Below are 21,534 nucleotides of genomic sequence, written 5' to 3' on the forward strand. Positions count from 1 at the left end.
CGCAGCCCCAGCACGAAGCTTGAATCACATAACTCCACAAAAAGGAATCTCCCGATTCCGCCAAATCTCATCCCGCTCTAGGGGGCCCGGGCACTCGCCAATGAGGCCTGGGCGGCGGCGCTGCGGTCCACCCGTGTATATAGGGTGAACCGCGGATCGAAGATGAACTTAAACAACAGCCCAAACCAGGATTTATGGGTTTTAAGATCGGCGTAAAACTCCGGCGCCATTTGCTTCAGCTGCGGCAGCCGTGACCAAGGCACGTCTGGAAAATCATGGTGTTCGTTGTGATAGCCGATATTCAGCGCGACGAAGTTCAAGGGACCATAATAGTCGAACGTCTCCTGAGACGGATCCGCGGTAAAATGTTCCTGGACCCAACGTGCGCCAAGCGGGTGCAAACCTCCGACCGAAAACCAGAATGAGGCGAAGAGATAGACAAGCGCGTTCGGCCCGAAGCAAACGAGGACCACGAGATCGTAAAGGAACACGCAGGCGCCGTTGATGAAAGTCCAGCGGCTCCACATCGGCACGGTGCCTCTGAGCCGCTGGAGCCGCACCAGTTGAAGAACCGGAAAAAGAAACATCCATGCGGCCTTGCCGAAGGCGCTGTTGCCGAACAGGCGCGCCTCCCAATGGCTCGGAAGATCGGCGTCATAGTCGTAATCGCCAAGATGCGAATGGTGCTTCATGTGATAACAGCGAAATCCCATCGCCGTTGGAAAGGTGTTGGGCAGGTCGGCAAGAATGGCGACCCATTTGTTCATGGAATTGCTTTTGAGAACGCAATTATGGGTCGCATCGTGAATCACCACAAACATCGCGTGATTGGCAAAGGCGCCAACGCAAAAGGCAATGAGCAAGGCCGCCCACCAATAGCTGAGACCGAGCCAGCCGAGACCGGCCGCGATCAGGGTTTGGCCGGCAACGACCGCAAGGGTGATCGCCGCCGTTCTCCAATCATGCCCGATCAGGCCGGCGACTTCCGGATGCGCCTTCAGGATCGCGCGGCGGCGCGGTGGATGCGGCCGTTGAGCAAGCGTGGGAATATAGCCTGCGTTCATCACAGTGCCTTTCAAAGCGGCTGCCGATCCAAGATTGCGTGCATCAGCACTCATGCGGCCATCCTCCAATAAAATGGGCGGCGCGCGAAAAACGAGTCCGCGCGAAGCGGTTTGGCGTCGAGTCAGGCCGCGAGGCTTTTCTCATAGACGCGATGCACCTTGTCGATGCGGGCGCCGGAAAGCTCGATCGGCCGGCGCATGCCGAAATTATCCTCCAAAACCCAGCCGAATTCGACATGTTCGATCGAACTCGATTTGCTGCGGTCGCGCATTTCCTCAATAAAAGCCAGAATGACCGCGCCGCCCGCGGCCTTTCGATGCAGGGCGCGGCGGATCCCGAAAAGCGCAAGCCGCCCCGAGGTAAAGGCGTGGTTTCTGATCCGGGAAATCACGCGCGGCAGACCGAAGGGAAAAAGGCGGCCTCCAAGGTCCGCGGTGACCTCATGCAGGTTCGGCAAAATGATCCCGAAAGCCTGCGCCTCTCCGTCGAGTTCTACCATGAAACCGCCTTCGGGAGGCATCACCAATTTGAGACCGTCGGCGCTCGACATGAATTCGGCGAGAGTGAAAGGCACGAAGCCCCAATTTTCACTCCAGGCATCGTTAAAAATATCGACGATGGTTTCCGCTTCCTTGCCGAGATCCTTGAGATTGAGCGTCCTGATGTTCAGCCGTTTGCGCCATTCGGGCCGGGACAGGATGCGAGCGCTCGCCTCGCGGTCTTTTTCGCCGACGTCATAGCGATAGGAAATAAGGTCGCGCGCCTTCTGGTAGCCTTGGCGTTCCAAAGCCTCGCCGAGATAGGCTGGGTTCCAAGGCATAAACACCATGGGGGTGGCATCGAACCCTTGGACAAGAAGTCCAGTCTCGCTGTTCACCGATGGCGAAAAAGGGCCATGCACCACACTGGCCCCATGTTGGCGAAGCCAATCTTCGGCCGCCCTGGTCAGAGCGGCAACCACCTCGTCGTCGTCAATGGCATCGAGGCAGCCAAATTGTGCCCGCGACGCGCCGCGCGGCGTGTAAGCCTCGTCGTAGATCTGCGCGGAAATCCTTCCCGCAAGCTTGCCATTCTTTCGGGCGAGCCAGGTTTGCGATTGGACCAGCTTGAAATGCGGATTGAGTTTGTGCGCAAACATAGTCCAGCGTTCCGCATCGAGCGGCGGCGCGAACCCCGGTTGATCCTTGTAGATGAGTCGCGGGAGCCGGCAAAAGGCGAGAAAATTGAACAGCCCATCAGCCGGAACGGTCTCAATTCTGCTCATCGGCTAGGGCCTTTTTTTCGAGCGGCCAGAATGCGCCGGCTCTCCCGCCACAGTTTGAAGCGAATAAATCGTGGCTGGTGCGAAAAAGCTGTCAGGTCGCGGCGCTCAGCGAGCGTGTGGGCGCCAAACGAACACTGTCGCGCTTGGCCAAAAGATCGGTCACGCCTCTGATTTCAGCTTCGGTGTGAAGGGTCGAAAGGAAGAACCGCAGACGCGGCTGATCTTTCGGTACGCCGATCTGAATGATCGGCGGCACGTAATAGCCATTGTCCATCAAATGGCTGGAGGCTGCCAGGGTCTCCAGGCTGTCGGAAAAAAGGATTGGAACGACCCCTCGCCCGATCGCCGGCCCCGTATCGAGCCCCGCGTCATGCGCGAACTCCATGAAGAGTTCGGCATTATGGCGCAAGCGCTCGATGCGCCAGGTCTCTTCCTGCATCAATTGCAGCGCCGTTTCCGCCGCCGCCGTTATGACCGGCGACAGGCCGACGCTATAGACGAAGCCGGGCAAGGTATACCGCAGCCAATCGATGACCGGAGCCTTACCCGCAACGAAACCGCCGCACGACGCAAGCGTCTTCGACAGCGTGCCGATGATGAGATCGATTTGTTGCGGGTCGACGCCGCAATGCTCCCAGAGGCCGCGCCCCTCGCTCCCAAGGACCCCAATCGAATGGGCCTCGTCGATCAGCAGCCAAGCCTTGCGCTTCTCCTTGATCTCGACCAGCCGAACCAGATCGGCGATGTCGCCGTCCATGCTGTAAAGACCCTCGGCGACGACCAGCGCATTGCGATAATTGCCGCGCCGCTCGCGCAGGAGAAAATCCAGATGGTCGAGATCATTGTGCCGGAAAATAATCGTTTCGGCGACCGTCGCCTTGGCGCCGCTGACGATACTGTTATGTGACAATTCATCTATGAACAGCACATCGCGCGAACCAAGGATGTGTGAAATAGTTGTCACATTGGTGAGATAGCCGCTGACCAGGGTCAGCGCCGCCTCGACTCCAAGAAAATTAGCAAGGCCGGCCTCCAAGCGACGGTGCGTCGATCGTTCGCCGCCGACAAGACGGGAGCCGAGCGCCCCGACGCCGAATGTTTCCAGCGCGGCCCCCGCGGCGGCCTTGACCGCCGGGTGAGACGCGAGGCCGAGGTAATCGTAATTCGCGAAGCTGACGAAGCGCCGGCCGTGAATTTCGGCTTCCCGCCGTAAGCTGTCGATAGGTGCGAAGAAAGGATCGCCGCCTTCGAGATAAGCCTTTCCGGCGAGCCGGAAGCGCTTCGTTGCATAATCGGCGAGGCTATTGATCTTTTGCACTTTGGGTTCGGAGGTCCAGATAGGTTCACGGGACGATTGGCAGGTCCGGTCTTCCCTAACATTATTGGCGTTAATCAGTCGCGCCGATCCGGTGACAGCCGAATCGTGGCATAGCATTATGCGCCGGAGGGAGCAAAAGGGGATCATCGCATGAGCCGTCCGACCCCGCGTCATTAAATCCCAAAAAAACGATAAAATCCTATTTTTTCAAAAGTTTAGCGCACATTGTCAATTCGGGTTACAAACCGTAACAATAGGCCTATCGTGATTTTGTCGTGCTCTCTTGCGGAAGATCGCGCGAGCGATCACGCAGAACGAATCACCTGCTCTTTGGCAAGCTGCCTGTGGATAACTCTAAGAGGCGCAGCGCCGATTGTTGGTTTTATTATGAACAAACGATGAAAGCGCGTTCCGCAATGCCTTCTGCTGAAATCGGCCCGTCCCGATTGTAACGGCGGTCGGTCCTTTCCGAGGCTAGGTATTGACTGCGAGCGTTTCCATTTCCTGCGCCACGGCCTCCGCAGCTTCGTTGGCTGGCTTCGTCCGCGGCATGGCAGCAAGCATTTCGGCAATGACGGACGCCACATGATTGGCGACCGCCTTGCGATCTTCCCCGCGCGCAAAGGCGAGCGGCTTTCCGAACACGAGCTCGCATCGGATAGGCTCACCTTTGATGACCGACCAAAGATGCGGCAGCAAGGCCGCGTCGCCGAACCATGCCGCCGACGGCGATGAATAGCGGATGGCAACAGGCTGCACCGCGACCTTATCGACGCCGCTTGCCATGGCGAGAAGATCGCGCGCGGCCGCGAAATGCGAACTATGGAACTTACGAAGCGCCATGCCGTCGCCAGTCGTGCCTTCGGGAAAAAGAAGCGTCGGGCGCCCCGCGAGCAGCCGTCGCGCAATTGTCGCATTCGCGCCGGGGATCGACCTTCGCCGCTGGCGATCCACGAAGACGGTCTCTTGCAATCGCGCAAAAGTCGAGGCGATCGGCCACCCTCCGACCTCTCGCTTGGCAAGAAAGCAGACCGGCTCGACGCTGCAAAGCGCGAGGATGTCGAGCCACGACACATGATTGGCGGCCAGCAGCCGAGGCCCTTCCGGTTGCGGACTACGCTCCGCATGAACGCGAAGCCGCAGCAGCGCGATGATCGTCCGGCTGAATGCGACAGGAAGCCACAGCCGGAGAGGCCAGCTTCGGCGCAAAGCGATCCATTGCAACGGTGCCGCCAACAAAAACAGAAGCAGCGCAAAGATGATCGCCGTGACGCGGAGATAAGCCATGTCTCAACGAAGGTTGGCATTGTGATTCGCGCGCTCTTCTAAAACACCCAACTTGCAGTTTGATGACAACAGCCCGCTTGCGCCGGCGTGTTGTGCGTCCTTTGCGTCATCAAACTTTCGCGTCCCGCTAATAGATCTTCCATATTGGCTCTCGGCGAGATTCGTCAGCTCATGTGGAACATTGCAACGCCCTTCAGCAGCAGGGGCGTTCTTCGCCCCGCCTCCTTCATAAAGCCGCGCCGCGCGCGACGAGATCTCTCGGGCCTGCCGGCCGTGCTTGCTCGCTTCGGGCCTTTTGAAATCCGCTTGGCGTCGACAAATCGCGAGATTCGCAAGGCGCAGCAACTACGCTTCAAGGTCTTCTTCGAGGAAGGCCGCGCGAGCGCGCCGCGCGCAGCCTTGACCAGGCGGGATGTCTGTCCGTTTGACAAATTCTGCGATCATCTTCTGGTCATCGACAAGGAGAATCAAAACCGTTTTGGTCGCACGAAGCCAAAAGTCGTCGGTGTGTACCGCCTGCTTCGCGGAGAGGTCGCGGCCCGCCATCAAGGTTTTTACAGCCAAACCGAATTCGATATTGGTCCCCTGCTGGACCGCCATCCCGGCAAACGCTTCTTGGAATTAGGCCGTTCATGCGTTCATGCGCAATATCGGTCGAAGCGCGTCATCGAGCTCTTGTGGCGGGGCCTTTGGCTCTACGCCAAGCATCATCAGATCGATGTTCTGATCGGCTGCGCGAGCCTGCCGGGCGTCAATCCCCTCGCCCTCGCTCTGCCTTTGAGTTTCCTCCATCACCACGCCGCCGCGGATGAAGAATGGAGCGTGCGGCCTCTGGCCGGTCGCGGCATCGGCATGGGGATTTTGACCAGCGAGGCCGTCGATGCGCGCAAGGGAATCGCAGCGCTTCCACCGCTGCTCAAGGCCTATTTGCGGGCCGGCGCGAAGTTTGGCAATGGCGCGGTGATCGACACGGAATTCGGCACGACCGATGTCTTCACCATCATGCCGCTCGCCGAGCTGGAAGAGCGCTATCAGAATTATTATGGCGGCCCGATGGAAATGCCGGAAAGCTATGTCGCCTGAGCGAGGCTCTAGAACGGCTCCTTGAACGGCCGCAAATCGAGCTCGTGCGTCCAGGCACTCCTTGGCTGACAGTGGAGACCCCAATAGGTGTCGGCGATCGCATCGACGTGGAGGAGCCCGTCGGCACCCTTCGCCTTCACAAACTCGGGAAATTTGCTTTGCGCATATTCTCCCTGAATGACCCCATCGATGATCACATGGGCAACATGAATTCCTTGCGGGCCGAACTCCCGCGCAAGCCCCTGCGCCACGGCCCGTAAGGCCGCCTTGGCCGACGCGAAAGCGATGAAAGGCGGCCGAGCCCGCACCGAGGCGGTGGCGCCGGTGAACAAAAGCGTGCCGCGCTGCTTGGGCAAGAACCGCCGCATCGCCGCCTGCCCGACCAGAAACCCGCCGAGGGCGTTCTGTCGCCATGTCTTTTCGAAAATCTCCGCATCGGTCTCCAGCGACGGCAGCATGATATTGTTGCCGACGTTGTAGGCGACGAGCTCCAAGTCGGAACCGATTTCCGTCTGATCGAACAACGCGGCGATATCGCTTTGGCGGGTCGCATCCGTTACCTTCGCCTCGGCGATTCCCCCGGCCTTGCGAATGGCCTCAACCGTGAGCGTCAATCTTTGCTCGGTACGGCCCGCGACGACGACCCGCAATCCCTCGCGCGCGAAGCGGCGCGCCAGCGCCGCACCCAGCCCGCTCGGCGCTCCGACCCCAACGACCACTGCGGTGCCTGCCAACGTCGAGCCCCTCATCGTTCGACCGTGCACGCCCGAATAAGAGCTCAGGGCCGGCCGAAGACAAGGAGAAAATTATTGGCCGGGAGAGACAGCTGCTGTTTCAGAATAATGCCGTGCTTGTTGCCGGCTTTTTCAATGTCTCTGACATCCTTCAGTCCCCAAGCGGGCACGCGCGCCGCAAGAATCTCCTTGTCGAAGGCCTCGTTGGAGGGTGTCGTATATCGTCCATCCACCTTGAACGGCCCGTAAATCGCCAGAAAGCCCGTATCCTTCAACGCCCGGGCCGCGACTTGGGCGATACCGTCGGCAATTTCCACGGGCGCGACCTGAAACAGGTTGATGACAAAAATGACATCATACCGATGGCTGCCATCGGGCCAAGTCTGCTGTTTGGTGAGGTCGATATGGACGGGATCCCAGACATTGGCATTGGCACTGGCAATCCGGGTTTCTTTGATCGCATCGAAGACATCCGTGTCGTAGTCGGACGGCTGAAATCTTATGTGCGGAAAATGCGGCGCGAAATAATTGATATGCGCGCCGCTTCCGCTGGCAAGTTCAAGGGCATCGCCCGAGGGTGGAAATAGCTGCTTGAACACATCCAGGATGGGGTCACGGTTGCGCTTTCCCGCCCAGGCGACATAGGTGCTCAAGGGATAGGGATCGATGTTGGGGCGAACCTCGGAAACGGCAGGTTCCTTGATGCTTAACTGAACGTCGGACATGGCTTGCTCCTTAATGCTGATGCTGCTGTTCTGGGTATCTTGAGGATTGGGATGAGAACGACGCGAGGGCGTCGCTACCCGCGCCAGGCTCGTCGGCGGCAGGCTCATCGGCCAATAGATTGGTGAGTTGAGTATCCAGCTGGCGGTTGTAACCGGGGTCGAGCCCGAACAGCGCCAAATGTCCCCATGTCGAGGACACCACCGCTAGCTTGCTGCCGGGAACCAGTTTCTGCTCGGCTGCGATATCCTTGAGCGGAAAGAAGCCGTCCTCTTCGATGCCAATGACGAGGGTCTTTGCCTTGATACGGGAAAGAGCCGTTTTCAGGTCGCCGTCGGCCAAGCGGCTTACATCATTGTCCCGCCATTTCGACGCCAGCAGGATCAGATTGTTCGGATCTTGCGGGAGGAAGTGAGCTTCGACGAATCCGACAAGAAAATCATCGACGGAAGAGAAGCCGAGTTTGCGCCATTCTTCCGTATTGAAAAGATCGGGGGTGAACCCAGAAGCCGCAAATAACCGGGCATGGCGTCTGAGGCCGCGATGCACGGCGTCGGGTGTCGCGTACCAACCGCCGTCCCAAGCAGGATCGCTGGTGATCGCCTCAATGAAAGTTTCAAGGAGCAGCTTATTATGGGCCGTGCCCTTGGCAGTCCCCGCGATCGGCGCGGCGCGCCGGACAAGGTCTGGAAAGCGCACCGCCCAATCATAGGTCATCTGGGCTCCCATCGAGCCGCCGAGAACGAGTTCCAGGCGCTCGATGTTGAACTTTTCAGTGATTAGCCTGTGCTGCGCCCGCACATCATCGCCGATCCGCACCCGCGGAAATTTCGCCGCATTGAAGGGCGGGGAAGCATTGTCCGGCGAGGTCGAAAGACCATTGCCGATCTGATTGACGAGAATGACAAAATATTTGGTGGGATCGATTGCGCGGCCGGGACCGATATAGGCTTGCTCCAGGATTTTGCTTGTTCCGGAATACCAGGACGGAAAAAGGATCGCGTTGTCCCGGTTCGCAGACAGATTTCCAATCGTCGCATAGGCCAGCTTCAAGCCCCTGATCGTCCCACCGTCCTCGAGCTCAAAATCACCGAGGTCGAAAAGCTCATAAGGGCCATGGTTTTCTTGAGAATAATAAGGGTTTGGCACGATTTGCCTCGGGGGACGGCGAAACGCCGTGGGATGGGGTGGACGCCTGTTGAAGAGGCTGCGGACCGGAGCGGCGAAGAGAGCATCGGCCAGGGATTATCCTTCCGCCACGACTCGCCCCTTGACTCCCGCCGTCTCGTTTTGTAGTAATTTATTCTATAGAACTTGTCAACTAAGATATTGACAAGCCCTCTGACCCAAATTGCTTCAAGAACGTAGGAGATGATCAATGAGCGACGGCAAAGTGTTCCTCTATGCAGAGATTCAAGTGTCCATCCCATTTGCGGAATTGGATTGGGCGCCGATCAATCTCGCCATGAAGCAAGAGAAAGGGTTGAACAGCAAAACCTGGCTGAGTGGGATCAACACCAACACGATCGGCGGCTTTTACGAATTCGATTCGCGCGCGGACGCCAAAACCTATGCGGAAGGCTATCTTGCACATGCGGCCAAGCAACTCGGCGGCGATCTCTCGGTCAAATTTTTTGACGCAGGCGTTGTCGCCGAAGCCAGTCGTGGCATTGGCTCGCCTTATTATTCGGAGTCTCGATTATCCAACCCCGATCGCCATGCTGAGAAGAGCAAATTAGCGGTGGTCGCCGAGACCGCGTGAATCCTGCACGGCCCCCGCTGGATGATCTCTGGTCATTGACCGATTGGGCTCGCAAGAGGCTGAAGTGCCCCTCAGTACCCTACCGCCAACGTGCCGCGTTGGCGCGTATCGGCGGCGCCCATCAACAGCCCATCCCCGCAAAGAATGCTCTCGGCCGAACCCCAGGCGCCGTATGTAACGACCTTATGTCCCAAGGCCTCGAGCAGGCGTATCGTGTCCACCGAAAGGCCGCGCTCAACCTGCAATTCATCCGGCTGCCATTGGTGATGGATGCGCACCGACGCCGTCGCCTCGGCTATGTTCATGCCGAAATCGAGAGTATCGAGGATGATCTCCGTGACAATCGTGATGATCCGCGAGCCCCCGGGCGAGCCGGTGACAAGTTCAAGTTTTCCATCGCGAAAGATCATGGTCGGCGCCATCGACGACAGCGGCCGTTTGTGTGGCCCCGGCGCGTTGGCGATACCCCCGATAAGCCCATAGGCGTTCGGCGTTCCGGGCTTCGCCGCAAAGTCGTCGAGCTCATTATTGAGGAGGACGCCCGTGCCGTCCGCGACAAGGCCGAGGCCGTAGGAAAAGTTCAAGGTATAGGTGTTGGCGACCGCATTGCCGTCGTTGTCGACAATCGAAAAATGGGTTGTCTGATCGCTTTCATAGGGCACGGGATCGAGAGGTTTGATCTCAGCCGAGGGGCGGGCGCGCGATGCTGAAATCTCGGCCCGCAGCTTCTCCGCATAGGCTTTGGAAATCAGCCCGCTGACGGGAATTGAAACTTGATCCGGATCGCCAAGATATTCGGCCCGGTCGGCGTAGGCCAGTTTCATCGATTCCGCCATGAGATGAATGGTTGCAGCGGAATCGGCCCCTTGGGCGGCAAGCGGAAAGCCTTCCAATATATTGAGCAATTCGATGATGTGAACGCCGCCGGACGAGGGTGGCGGCATCGCGATGACGTCATGGCCGCGATAGACGCCATGCAACGGCACGCGTTCAATCGCGCGGTAGGACTTCAAATCGTCTTGCGTCATCCGGCCTCCGGCGGCACGGACACTCGCAACGATTTTCTCCGCCACCGGCCCTTCATAGAAAGTGCGATCGCCGTTGCGGCCAATCGCCTCAAGAACGCCGGCAAGATCCGATTGCACGAGCCTGTCGCCGCGCGCGAGCGAAGTAACACCATCGCGGAGAAAAATCCGTGCAGTCGTCGGCCAACGTTTCAGCCGGGCCTCCGCGCGCGGCAGAGAATCGGCGAGATCCTCGCCGACATCGATACCGCCGCGGGCGAGCGCGACCGCCGGAGCGACCAGCTCGGCCAAAGAGAGCTTGCCCGATCCGTAGATTTTGAAAGCCGATGTAAGGCCGGCCACGGTCCCTGGCACGCCCACTGCAAGCCCGCTGTCACGCGACTTGGCGGCCACCGCTTCGCCCGCTTCATCGAGAAACACATCGCGCGGCGTATCGGCCGGGGCCGTTTCGCGGTAATCGATCGCGACGTCTTTCTTCTCTTTGCCAAGATGAATTAGCATAAAGCCGCCGCCCCCGAGATTCCCGGCGCGCGGCAAAGTCACGGCAAGGGCAAATCCGACAGCGACCGCCGCATCGACCGCGTTGCCCCCACGCCGCAGGATTTCGACACCGATTTTGGCCGCCGTCCCTTCCTGCGCGACGACCATGCCATGCCGCGCGAGAACCGGCAGAAAACGCGCGCCTTGCAAAATAATCGGCGGCGGCTGGGGTGCTTCCGCGCGCGGACTCGCCACGCTCGCAAGACACACAAGCGCGAGCATGCTCGCTCGAATGGAACTGCGTAACACAGCGGACAGGTTTGGGAGGGCCAACACTCTTCTCATGACAATTCGCTATGATCCAAAACGACGGCAAGGAACGTCGCACCATAGCGGTCGAATTTTTCCTGCTGAACTCCAGGAATGCTCATAACCTCTTCGCGGGTCTTGGGACATGTCTTCGCCATCTCGAACAAAATCGCGTCATCGAAAATAAGCACGGGAGCCTGCCTTTGCCGTAGGGCGATTTCAAGACGCTTCGCTTTGAGCGCCACGAAGAGTTTATTTTGCCGCGCCGTCAGCTGCTCGATTTGCATCCGCGCCTTGGGCGGCTCAAAGGTCCAAGGCTTATCTCCCATCTCTTCTACTTGGGCGAGATCAGTTGCCCCCGAGTCCGCGAAAAAACCGGCGGTGCGATGGGCAAAAAGGCGTCTTGCAGCTCGCTGGATTGCAGAGGGGACTCTTTGCGCGGCGGCGATACGCGCCAGCGATGGCCACCGCCCGTCGCAATTGTCACAATTGCCGCAAGGCATCGAGGCCTCTCCAAAGGCCCCGAGCAAGGTCTGGCGGCGACAACGCGGCGATTCGCACAAGGCGACCAGGGAGTCGAGCTTCTGTCTCTCGATCCGTTTGCGATCTTCCGGCGCATCGCTCATGAAAATTTGTTTCGCGCGCTTTTCAATGTCGCTTTCATTGAACAGCGTCATCGATTCCGCGGGGAGTCCGTCGCGCCCCGCCCGGCCGGTTTCGTGATAATAGGCCTCGATGCTGTCAGGCAAATCCGCATGACACACGAAGCGGACATTGGGCTTGTCGATCCCCATGCCGAACGCGATGGTGGCAACCATAATCATCGCATCATGACGCAGAAACTCGTCCTCGCGGTCGGATCTCGATTGGGGTTCAAGTCCCGCGTGATAGGCAAGTGTCGGCACCCCGCGTTCGGCCAAGATTTGCGCCAGGCTTTCGGAACCCTTGCGCGTCCTGCAATAGATAATGCCACTCTGCCTTTTGTGCCGATGAAGAACTGTTTCGATCTGGCGGATGGTATCGGTGCGGCGACGGAAGGCGAGGCGGATATTTGGCCGATCGAATGACCGGACAAAGACATTCGGCGGCGCGGGAAAGAGCCGCTCGGCGATTTCCGACCGGGTCGATAGATCGGCCGTCGCAGTGACCGCGATGATCTGAAGATCGCCAATGGCCCGCGCCGCTTGCGCAATGCCCAGATATTCCGGGCGGAAGTCATGTCCCCATTGGCTGACGCAATGGGCCTCGTCAATGGCGAACATCTGCGCGCCGGCCTCGCGCAGAAGCGCCGGCATATCGGGGCGTACCAGGCGCTCGGGCGAGACATAGACAAGGCGATAAAGACCACGACGGAGGCCGGCCTCCACCGCCGCATTATCCGCGCCGCTGATTGACGAGTTCAACGTCGCTGCCGCAATTCCACGCGCTTGCAGTTGCTGGACCTGGTCACGCATCAAGGCGATGAGAGGCGAAACAACGACGGTAAGACCTTTACGCACCAGCGCCGGCAATTGGTAGCACAGCGATTTGCCAGACCCCGTCGGCATGATCGCCAAAATGTTTTCGCCCGCGAACACGGCTTCGAGAATTTCTTGCTGACCCGGCCGGAAATCGGCAAAGCCGAAAACGCGGTTCAGCGCTTCCTTCGCCTCGCTCATGCCGGCGTCCACGACGCCCCCGATTTCACGACGCGGCATGTTCAATCAGCGCGAGAATCTCATTCTTCATGCGGGCCATTAGAGCCGCGGTTAGGGCCCTGCGGGGGGATTCGATTGTTCTGTCGGCAATGATTTGGCCTGGCGCCCCGGACAAAATAATGATTCGGTCGGCGATGGAGATCGCCTCCTCGACGTCATGGGTCACGATGAGGGTCGTCGCCTTGTGCTTTAAGACGAGGGCCAGAAGTTCCTCCCGGAGACGAGTTGCGAGATTGGCATCGAGGGAGACGAAAGGCTCGTCGAGGAGAAGAAGATTGGGCTTGACCGCAAACGCGCGGGCGATTGCAACCCGCCTGGCAAGTCCGAGGGAGAGTTCCGCTGGAAAATGATCGAGATGCATGGACAGCCCGAGCGCCGCAACGATTTCGGCGAGATCGAGCTCGCTTGAAATCCCAACGAGGCTCAGATTGTCCGCAACGCTACGCCACGGCAAGAGCCTCGGTTCTTGGAAAACCATTCCGATCCTATGCGACGGCGGCAATGATACGCGTCCTTGGAAATCTGGATCGAGCCCCGAGATGATGCGCAGCAAGGTCGTCTTGCCGCAGCCGGAGGGCCCAAGCAGGGCACAAACCTCTCCCTCGCGCAACCCGAATGCGACATCGCGCAGAACGAGGCGCGTTTCCCCGGAGGCGGCCCGAAAGGCTTTCGCCGCGATGGAAACTTCAAGCTCCATGTGGCCGCCATCGCGCAACATGTCGCTCAAAGGGCTGCACGACGAAAGTTTCAATCGCCAGCATGAGTCCGACGAAAGGCAGCGCATAGGCAAGAAGTCGGGTCACGTCGAACAGCTGGAACGCCAAGCCGATCTCAAAACCAACGCCATTCGAGCGGCCAAGTAGCTCGGCAACGAGGACCACCTTCCAGACCAGCGAAAGCCCCGATCGCATCGCCGCCGCGACATAGGGCGCAAGCTGCGGCAGCACGACATGCCTAAGCCTCGCACTGAGCGGCATGCGGAAAACCCGCGCCATTTCATCGAGACCGACGTCAAGCGCGCGCGTACCCTCGCGCAGGGTCACTGTGGTATTCGGCAATTTATTCAGCGCAACCGCTCCGATTGCCGCGGCCTCATTCAGCCCAACCCAGATATAAGCGAGGACGATGAGAACAAGAGCCGGGAGATTCAAAAGCACGATGATCAGCGGATCGCACAATTGGTTCACGGTCTTATTGCGGCCCATGATGACGCCGAGCGCAGTCCCCAACACCATCGCCAGCATAAACGCAACGGCAACGCGCACGAGGGTAATTGCAAGATTGGCAAACAGCGCGCCCGACCGCATCTCTGCCCCAATGACAGACATGACCGCAAGCGGCGCGGGCAGCAGATTGGTCCCGGCGAGGCTCGAACCCAATTGCCAAGCGAGAATCAGCAGCGCGAGCGGAGCCAATTTGAAGAGCATGGGAGAAGTTTCCAGCAGTCTCAAAAGTCGGGGTTCTGATAAAATGTCCCCTCGTTGAGTTCCGCCGCATTGCCGACGAGATCGGGGCCGCCGATCTTGGCCAAGACGCGGTAGAGCGCGCGGGCATCGGCGGCTTCCTCTGCAACCGAGCGGCGCGGGATACCATCGACATAATACTTGCGGTACAGAGCGAGTTGCGCCGGATCGACGATCCCCAGCTGATGGCCGATCTTCTCCCAATCGGCATCGGAATGGACGAGAATGTTTTTAGCTTCCGCCGCAATTTTGAAAAATTGCGCAAGGGCGGCGGTGTGGCTTTGCGCGAAGCCTTCGTCAAAAACATACCCGACCATGGCCACCGGTCCCTTGGCGCCGAGGCGCTTTTCCACGTCACCCATGCTAATGAGGCGCCGGAACCCGCGCGCTTCGAGGGCCACGCAAAAGTTCCAATAGTTCAAGGTGGCGTCGGCCTCGCCACTCACGGCCTTTTGATAGAGAAGAGGCGGTGCGCCATAGATGATGTCGGCCTGCGCCGCGATGTCAAAATTCGATTGTTTCGCGAGCGCCTGCAGCAACAACCAGCTCTTGTCCAAGGGGCCGCCGGCGACCGCGAACTTCTTGCCCTTTAAGCCGGCAAGTTCCTTGATGGGGGAGCCCGCCGGAATCATCACCGCTCCCAGCGCGGTCGAATAGGGTGAAAAAACCATATGGCCGCCGAGATTTCTCTGGCGCGCGACCCAGAGCCAATCGCTGAGGATCATATCGGCAGCGCCCCCCATCAAGGCAATCTTTGCCGCTTCGGGCGAGGCAAGCTCTGTGACTTCAATGTCAAGACCCGCCTTCTTGTCCAATCCGCGCGAGGTTATAATCGCGAGTTCCCAGGCGAAAGTTCCGGTCTTTTGCACCGCAAGGCGAAGCTTTTCGGCTGCTGCGGCCTCGCAATTGAAAAGGACCGTTAGGGCAAGGTAAAATGCAGCCCGTCCAAATCGCTCGCGAAAGGAAAGCCGGCGGAGTGGTGTCATGAATGCTGCCTTAACTCTTTGATCGCCGCGGAAACGGAACTCGGCTGCGTTTCCGCACGGCGGCGGGTTGTCTTTTGCCATAGTCTCAGGATACATGTTTTGCTAAGCGAGCCATAATGAGGATCGCCGGGTGGGTCATGGTGAATGCCATGGGTGAGACGATCAATCGAATGCCCCTCGCATGCAAAGGGAAGGAAACCGGATATGACTCTTAAATATGTCTGCGTTATTGCCACAGCCGCTTGGGTCGGTTCCATCGCGGGGGCTATGGCCGCGGGGGATGCCGCCGAAGGCGAAAAAATCTTCAACAAACTGCCCTGCCACACATGCCACAAGGTTGGCGAAGGCGCCACGAATTTGGTCGGCCCTGAGCTGAACGGCTTGATCGGGCGCAAGGCTGGCTCCGTGCCGGATTACAATTATTCGGAAGCCTTCAAGAGTTCCGGAATTACCTGGGACGACGCTTCGCTCGGCGAATTCCTCGCCAATCCAAAGGCCAAAGTTCCGGGCACGAAGATGATCTTCACGGGTGTCCCAAAGGATACCGATCGGGAAAATCTCGTCGCCTATCTCGCGCAGTTTGGCGCGGACGGAAAGAAGAAGTAGTCCGACACGACGAAAGGCCGCTGGTCCGCGCCGTAAAAGACCTGCGTTCCAGCGCGCCATCCGAATCGGAAGCTTTGACTTTCGACTTAAACGTTGCCTATGGGGTCTCGCGTCGCGAAAGCATCCCCCGCGAAGGATCATAGGCAACGATCGCCGCGGCGAGGAACACAATCGTCGCGCCAAGCACGACCGCCAAGGCCAGAAAATCGATCTTTTGGTAAAAGGCGAATCGGATCAGCTCGACCGCATGCGTGAATGGATTGAGTTCGCAAACATAGGCGAGCCACGGGCTGCCCTCCTTGACCCGCCAAAGCGGATAGAGCGCGGAGGAAGCAAAAAACATCGGGAAGATGACGAAGTTCATCACCCCGGCAAAATTTTCCAACTGCTTGACCAGCGACGATAAGAGCATGCCGAGCGAACCCAGCATGAGACCCGCGAGTATGAGCGCGGGAAGCACGGTCAGATAGCCCCAAAAAGTCGGCGGCTCGATGTCCCAGAAATAGGCGACGATCAGAAACGCATAGACTTGGCACAGCGAGACGGCGGTGCCGGCGACGAGTTTGGACATCAGCAGAAACCAGCGCGGAAACGGACTGACCAGAAGCGTGCGCATGTTTCCCATCTCGCGGTCATAAACCATCGACAGCGAGGATTGCATGCCGCTGAAAAGCTCGATCATCGCGATGAGGCCGGGCGTGATATAGACCTCGTAGAGCACATAGGTTTCGTAGGGCGGAATAATCGAGACGCCCAGGACCGAACGGAAACCGGCCGCAAAGATGAACAGCCAGACCAGCGGGCGCACCAGGGCGGAGACGAAGCGCTCGCGCTGGTGCCAGAACCGCAGAGCCTCGCGCCATACGATGCCGCCGAAGCAAACCGCATAGCGGGCAAACCCGAAGCCTTCGCGCGTCGGTGCCGTCACGACAGATCGCATAGATTTCACCTCGCTGTTGCGCCGTCCGTGCGGACTAATTTGTTGAAGGCGGCACCGATGTCGGCCGCATCCGCACGGGCGGCAACATGGCTGCTGTTGCCGGTGGCAAGGACCCGGCCCTCGTGCAACACCACAACTTCGTCGCTCGGTTCGAGCTCGTCGATGAGATGGGTGGCCCAAAGCACGCCCAAGCCCTCGCACGCGACGAGAGCACGCACATGTTTAAGAATGTCCGCGCGGGCCTTGATGTCGAGCCCGACGGTCGGTTCGTCGAGCAGCAGCATGCGCGGACGATGCAAAAGCGCACGCGCAATTTCCACCCGGCGCATCTGCCCGCCGGAAAGATCACGCGCCCTGTCATTGGCGCGATCGGTCAGCTCGACTTGGGCCAAGACCTCGCCCACCCGCAGCTTTGCCGCTCGCGCCGAAATTCCGTGCAAGGCCGCATGGTAGAGAAGATTTTGCATGATCGTCAGATCGAGATCGAGCGTGCGTGCCTGAAACACGACACCGAGATTTCGCAGCGCTTCGCCCGGAGCGCGGTTCACGTCGAAGCCCAATATTTGGATGGTACCGCTTCGTGGCGCAAACAGCCGCGTGATCAAATTGACCAAGGTGCTCTTGCCGGCCCCGTTGAGGCCAAGCAGGACCGTGAAGCTGCCTTGCCGGACGCTAAAGGAGACATTCTCCAAAGCCCGGCGCTTGCCGTAGCTGTAACCGACCCCGACAATATCCAAAGCATCAGGCGGAACGCCGACCGGAGCGTTGGCTTCGGGCACGGAAACGCTCATTGGCGTGCGATCGCAACGCCCCAGGGGAAGGAGCCGACCGCAATCGATTTCACCACCTTGAGGCTCGCCACGTCGATGACAGAGACATCATTCGACACGCCATTTGTCGTGTAGAGATATTTGGCGTCCGGCGTGAACGCCAATTGCCACACACGCTGGCCGACCAAGAGATATTTCTCCACCTTCTTAGTCGCGGTATCGATGACCGCGACTCGGTTTGCCGGGCCGAGCGCCACGAAAGCCCGTTTTCCATCTGGGGTAAATCGCAAACCGACCGGCTGAATGGCTTCCTTCGAAAGGCCGGGGATCTCAAAGACGATCTTTTGTTTGACTTTCGAGGTCGCAACATCGATCACGCTGACCGTCCCGCCGACTTCAGACGACACCCATAATTCCAACCCATCCGGCGTGTATTGCGCCGCGCGGGGCCTCGCGTCCACGAGAACATTGGCGAAAATCTTGCGCGTTTGCGTGTCGATCAGATGCGCCATGTTCGTCGTTTCCGACGTGTTGACAATGACCTTGCCGTCGGGGCTCAGCGCCATTCCTTCCGGTTCGACGCCGACCGGAATTTCGGCGACCGACTTCCGCGTCGCGACGTCGATCACGGTCACCAGATTGTCGTTCTCATTCGACGTGTAAAGCAGCTTGCCGTCCGGGCTGAGGATCAGAAGTTCGGGATCGGCGCCCGAAGACAAGGTGCCGACGATGGAGAGCTTCTTGGTATCGAGGATTTGGATCGTGTCGTCGTCGCCGGCGCAGATGAAGAGTTCGCTGCCATCTTGATTGAGCGCGATTCCACGCGGCCGATGGCCGACCGGAACCGTGTCGATGACGGCCATTTTCTCCGTGTCGATAATCGAAATCGAATTGCCCTTTTCGTTCGACACATAAGCGGTAAACGCCTGGGCCGGCAAAGCGCGCGCAAGGCCCAGCGCACCGATCATGCAGGCATAAAAAGCAATCCTTGGCATCCGGTGACTTTCTGAAACGATCATTGCAATTTGCATTTTGTTTCGGGCCGATCGAAACCCAGCGTGTCGAGTTCGGACGTCTGATGCAGAAATCCTTCCTGCGGTGAAACCGAAACGATCATTCTTCCATCTCCAAGGAGAATAGGCTGCCGCAACTGCTGGTTCCAGGGCCGCAAGGTCTGCTTCTGTCCCTTGAAGGCGGCGATGGCAAAATCCGGTCCCGTCAGATAATCGCGGAGGATCTTGGGATCGTTCGACTGGGTGCGGGTTGCTGCTTCGCCAATCATCCGCATCGCGACCCAGGCTTGATTGTCGCGATCGTTCATGCGCCGCGCGGCTAGCTTCATGAATCGATTTTGCAATTGGACCGCGCCCCATTGCTCATGGCTGCCATCCCAGCTCGTCGGCTTCAGGCCGGCTGAGCCCGCGACCGGCCGCGGATCGAAGGTGCGGTATGGAAGATAGTTTGCAAAGACTTCGCTTTGATCGGCAGCGATGAGAACATCATAGGCCGGCGCGCTTTGCGTCGCCGCTGGAATGAGTCTTTGGGTTTGCACACTTCCCGAATCCGAGCGCCGGCCGCCGCCAGTGTCGGCATAGGTTCGCTCCTCGACGATCTTGGCGCCAAACTTTTTCGCGGCGCGGCGCAGCGCCTCGGCAAAAAGCTCATCTTCGGGATGCGACCCTTTGATAAGGAGCCAGCGCTTCCATTGCTTCCAAACAAGATATTGAGCGAGCCCGTCGGCCAGCATGGAATAGGTCGGCGCGATATGAAAGAGATTGGCGCGGCAGTTTTCCTCGCGCAGCGAATCTTCCGGCGCACTGGTATTGAACAGCAGGACCGGCTTGCCTTTGGCCGCGGCGCTGAGCGCGAGGAGCTGGTCGGCTGGAAGATCGACAAGAACCAGGGAAACACCGCGATCGATCAGGGCATTGAGGGCTGCGACCGGATCCTCTCCGGGTTTCAGAAGAATGTCCTCAATCGTAAAACTCTGTCCAAGAAAGCGGCCCGTCGTATTGTTATCTTCCGCGGCAAGCTTGGCCCCGGCGATGCCATCGTCTTCCGCGGGAACGTCGAGAATCGAGAGGGTGTCATGCAGATGGGGCGCTCGAATGAAGCCCACCTTGACGTTGAGCGTGTCCGCTGCGCTCGCCGGGAGGGTGCACATGACAAGCCCCGCGGCGAGAAGGGCAGCAACAACACCATGCTTGAAAATCATACGTAAATCATGGTCGGTTACGGGCGTCTAATCAAGCTCTTGCTTATCAAGATCTTGTATTTCGCCGGGACCGAGCGGCGGCGGCTCGGGCAGGCCCGCCAAGGCATTGACGATGGCCAACATTGCCGGCTCATCGGGCGACTTGGCAATCAGGACTTCATGAATCCCACTCGCCATGAGCGGTGCCGCCGCATCGCTTGAAATGCAGACGTGGTTGACTCGCGACATATCGAGAGCGGCGGCTCGCGCGAGGCTCAGGAAAATTTCCGTGCTGCGTCGGGAATAATGCAATACAGCGCCGATCTCGCCGGTCTCCAGGCGGGCCGTGACTGCGTCGTTCAGAGAATCGGTGGGCTGTGCCGCATAGACCTCGATCAGTTCGAGCGTGTTTTCGATACTCCGGAAATGATCTTCGATCTCGGGTTTGCGATCACGCCCGGCGAGATAGACAAGTCGACGAGGCGCGCGACCGTCCGGTTCGATTTCGGCGCAAAGCATTTTCACATCTGGCGCAACCAGAGCCGGACCCTCAAAGCCACGCTCCTTGGCCGCTTCGCGCGTGCGCTCCCCAACGAGGATCAAGGGCATCAGGCGGCGGGCTTCCGGTGCCGGCCACTCCGGCGTATCGGAAAATAGCTCGAACGCGAGCGCGCTCGTCGCGATGACCCCGTCGACGACCCCCGCCGGCCAGATGGCTCCGGTCGGGACCATATCGAGGACCGGGGAAAACATCGCCTTGTGTCCTTGCCGCTCAAGTTGTGCGGCCGTCCGCTTGGCTTGATCCAAGGCGCGTGTCAGCAAGACCATCATGTTTTCAGCCGTTAAAAAAATCTGCCGGGATCCTCGCGGCGATATCTTGCCCCGCCGATTCTCCCAGGCTTGCCGGGGCGGATGCCAACCCCGATGTCACCGTTTCAAAAAACTGCGATCCATCCGGCTTCAAAACGATGGCGTGAAACGTCAGATCAAGCTGTTCGATTTGCGCATGGGCTCCGATCGGCGTTTTGCAGGATCCGTCGAGAACACGCAGGAAGGCCCGCTCCGCATCGAGAGCGATACCGGTCGCCGAATCGAGGACAGGCGCAAGAAAAGCTTGCGCCGCAAGATCGTCGGTTCGCGCCGTGATGGCGATCGCGCCTTGTCCCGCCGCTGGAACGAATTCGCGCACATCCAAAATGGCCGTGACTTTGGCCTCGAGGCCGAGCCGCCTCAGGCCGGCAAGAGCCAAAAGTGTGGCATCGACCTCGCCTTTGTCGAGTTTGGCCAAGCGGGTCTCGACATTGCCGCGCAGCAGCGCGATGTTCAAATCCGGCCGCAGCCGCTTGACCATGGCGCCGCGCCGCAGAGAGGCCGTGCCGACCGTACTGCCAGCGGGGAGCCCGAGGGGATGCACCGCATGCGGAGAAATCCAGGCGTCGCGCACATCTTCGCGCGGGAGATAGCCGGCGATGACAATTTCCTCCGGAAGGATCGTTGGGAGATCCTTGGCGGAATGGACCGCCAATTGAATATCGCCCTGCATCAAGGCGAGATCCAGCTCCTTGGTGAAGAGTCCCTTGCCGCCAACTTCGCTCAGGGGCACGTCGGCGATGACATCGCCGCTGGTTTTTATGATGGTGATTTCAATAAGTTCTGGCGGGCAGCCATGTGCGGCCGCGAGGCGTCCTTGCAGCTCGCGCGCCTGGGCCAGCGCGAGGGGACTACCGCGCGTGCCGAGCTTGATGGGGACCGCTGAGGTCGAAGCCGAAGAAGATGAGAAAATAGACGGATTTCCTTATTTATCAGAAGGCTTTATAGGTTGATGCAT

At 59.1% G+C, this 21,534-nt stretch carries 21 protein-coding genes; 3 read left to right on the plus strand and 18 right to left on the minus strand.

Annotation, left to right across the window (positions count from 1 at the left end):
* Positions 1 to 77: 77 nt before the first annotated feature.
* From CU048_09015 to CU048_09030, 4 genes are all read right to left on the minus strand, one after another.
* Positions 78 to 1,118, minus strand: coding sequence for a fatty acid desaturase (locus tag CU048_09015; protein QBR71397.1), 1,041 nt, complete (start codon positions 1,116 to 1,118; stop codon positions 78 to 80).
* Between the two features lie 68 nt (positions 1,119 to 1,186).
* Positions 1,187 to 2,329, minus strand: a complete 1,143-nt coding sequence (locus tag CU048_09020) for a hypothetical protein (protein ID QBR71398.1) — start codon at positions 2,327 to 2,329, stop codon at positions 1,187 to 1,189.
* Between the two features lie 91 nt (positions 2,330 to 2,420).
* Positions 2,421 to 3,647, minus strand: coding sequence for an 8-amino-7-oxononanoate synthase (locus CU048_09025; GenBank protein ID QBR72796.1), 1,227 nt, complete (start codon positions 3,645 to 3,647; stop codon positions 2,421 to 2,423).
* A gap of 474 nt (positions 3,648 to 4,121) precedes the next feature.
* A complete protein-coding gene (locus tag CU048_09030; GenBank protein ID QBR71399.1) occupies positions 4,122 to 4,934 on the minus strand; it encodes a 1-acyl-sn-glycerol-3-phosphate acyltransferase in 813 nt (270 codons plus the stop codon).
* Positions 4,935 to 5,105: 171 nt separating this feature from the next.
* On the opposite strand from CU048_09030, the gene CU048_09035 reads away from it, so the two are divergent.
* A complete protein-coding gene (locus tag CU048_09035; GenBank protein QBR71400.1) occupies positions 5,106 to 6,017 on the plus strand; it encodes an ornithine--acyl-ACP N-acyltransferase OlsB in 912 nt (303 codons plus the stop codon).
* Between the two features lie 8 nt (positions 6,018 to 6,025).
* On the opposite strand, the gene CU048_09040 is transcribed toward CU048_09035, so the two are convergent.
* Genes CU048_09040 through CU048_09050 form a run of 3 tightly spaced genes read right to left on the minus strand, consistent with a single transcriptional unit; the run spans position 6,026 to position 8,626 of the window.
* Entirely contained in the window at positions 6,026 to 6,766 is a 741-nt protein-coding gene (locus tag CU048_09040) for a glucose 1-dehydrogenase (protein ID QBR71401.1), read from the minus strand.
* Between the two features lie 29 nt (positions 6,767 to 6,795).
* A complete protein-coding gene (locus CU048_09045) occupies positions 6,796 to 7,476 on the minus strand; it encodes a hypothetical protein (GenBank protein ID QBR71402.1) in 681 nt (226 codons plus the stop codon).
* A gap of 10 nt (positions 7,477 to 7,486) precedes the next feature.
* Positions 7,487 to 8,626, minus strand: coding sequence for a hypothetical protein (locus CU048_09050; protein ID QBR71403.1), 1,140 nt, complete (start codon positions 8,624 to 8,626; stop codon positions 7,487 to 7,489).
* Positions 8,627 to 8,852: 226 nt separating this feature from the next.
* Here CU048_09050 and CU048_09055 point away from each other — a divergent pair, with 226 nt between their 5' ends.
* On the plus strand, positions 8,853 to 9,236 hold the full coding sequence (locus CU048_09055; protein ID QBR71404.1) for a hypothetical protein: 384 nt from the start codon (positions 8,853 to 8,855) through the stop codon (positions 9,234 to 9,236).
* A 71-nt stretch (positions 9,237 to 9,307) separates the two neighbouring features.
* Here CU048_09055 and ggt read toward each other — a convergent pair whose 3' ends face one another.
* The 5 genes from ggt to CU048_09080 are packed head-to-tail and all read right to left on the minus strand — an operon-like array spanning position 9,308 to position 15,196.
* Complete coding sequence (gene ggt, locus CU048_09060; protein QBR71405.1) at positions 9,308 to 11,086, minus strand: gamma-glutamyltransferase; 1,779 nt, start codon at positions 11,084 to 11,086, stop codon at positions 9,308 to 9,310.
* Positions 11,083 to 12,747, minus strand: a complete 1,665-nt coding sequence (locus CU048_09065) for an ATP-dependent DNA helicase RecQ (GenBank protein ID QBR71406.1) — start codon at positions 12,745 to 12,747, stop codon at positions 11,083 to 11,085. Before CU048_09065 ends, ggt begins: the two co-directional genes overlap by 4 nt.
* Positions 12,734 to 13,444 (minus strand): ABC transporter ATP-binding protein, encoded by a 711-nt coding sequence (locus tag CU048_09070; protein QBR72797.1) that lies wholly within the window; start codon positions 13,442 to 13,444, stop codon positions 12,734 to 12,736. The genes CU048_09065 and CU048_09070 overlap by 14 nt, the downstream gene beginning before the upstream one ends.
* On the minus strand, positions 13,434 to 14,174 hold the full coding sequence (locus CU048_09075) for an ABC transporter permease (GenBank protein QBR71407.1): 741 nt from the start codon (positions 14,172 to 14,174) through the stop codon (positions 13,434 to 13,436). Before CU048_09075 ends, CU048_09070 begins: the two co-directional genes overlap by 11 nt.
* Before the next feature lie 20 nt (positions 14,175 to 14,194).
* Entirely contained in the window at positions 14,195 to 15,196 is a 1,002-nt protein-coding gene (locus CU048_09080) for an ABC transporter substrate-binding protein (protein ID QBR71408.1), read from the minus strand.
* Positions 15,197 to 15,400: 204 nt separating this feature from the next.
* Between CU048_09080 and CU048_09085 the strand changes: the two genes are divergently transcribed.
* Complete coding sequence (locus CU048_09085) at positions 15,401 to 15,802, plus strand: cytochrome c family protein (GenBank protein ID QBR71409.1); 402 nt, start codon at positions 15,401 to 15,403, stop codon at positions 15,800 to 15,802.
* 97 nt (positions 15,803 to 15,899) lie between these two features.
* On the opposite strand, the gene CU048_09090 is transcribed toward CU048_09085, so the two are convergent.
* From CU048_09090 to CU048_09115, 6 genes are read right to left on the minus strand one after another with little or no spacing between them, the layout of a single operon-like run.
* Positions 15,900 to 16,742 carry a multidrug ABC transporter permease gene (locus CU048_09090; GenBank protein ID QBR71410.1) on the minus strand — a complete coding sequence of 281 codons (843 nt, stop codon included), beginning with the start codon at positions 16,740 to 16,742 and terminating at the stop codon, positions 15,900 to 15,902.
* Between the two features lie 5 nt (positions 16,743 to 16,747).
* Positions 16,748 to 17,533: an ABC transporter ATP-binding protein gene (locus tag CU048_09095; protein ID QBR71411.1), complete on the minus strand. Its 786-nt coding sequence runs from the start codon at positions 17,531 to 17,533 to the stop codon at positions 16,748 to 16,750.
* A complete protein-coding gene (locus CU048_09100) occupies positions 17,530 to 18,507 on the minus strand; it encodes a hypothetical protein (GenBank protein QBR72798.1) in 978 nt (325 codons plus the stop codon). Before CU048_09100 ends, CU048_09095 begins: the two co-directional genes overlap by 4 nt.
* 20 nt (positions 18,508 to 18,527) lie before the next feature.
* The gene (locus tag CU048_09105) at positions 18,528 to 19,727 is read right to left on the minus strand and encodes a branched-chain amino acid ABC transporter substrate-binding protein (GenBank protein QBR71412.1); all 1,200 of its coding nucleotides are present in this window, start codon (positions 19,725 to 19,727) and stop codon (positions 18,528 to 18,530) included.
* Between the two features lie 27 nt (positions 19,728 to 19,754).
* Positions 19,755 to 20,537: a uroporphyrinogen III synthase HEM4 gene (locus CU048_09110; protein ID QBR71413.1), complete on the minus strand. Its 783-nt coding sequence runs from the start codon at positions 20,535 to 20,537 to the stop codon at positions 19,755 to 19,757.
* Between the two features lie 4 nt (positions 20,538 to 20,541).
* Positions 20,542 to 21,450 (minus strand): hydroxymethylbilane synthase, encoded by a 909-nt coding sequence (locus tag CU048_09115; GenBank protein QBR71414.1) that lies wholly within the window; start codon positions 21,448 to 21,450, stop codon positions 20,542 to 20,544.
* Positions 21,451 to 21,534 lie beyond the last annotated feature (84 nt).

Source organism: Beijerinckiaceae bacterium (genome assembly GCA_004564215.1).
Lineage (GTDB): Bacteria > Pseudomonadota > Alphaproteobacteria > Rhizobiales > Beijerinckiaceae > Methylocapsa.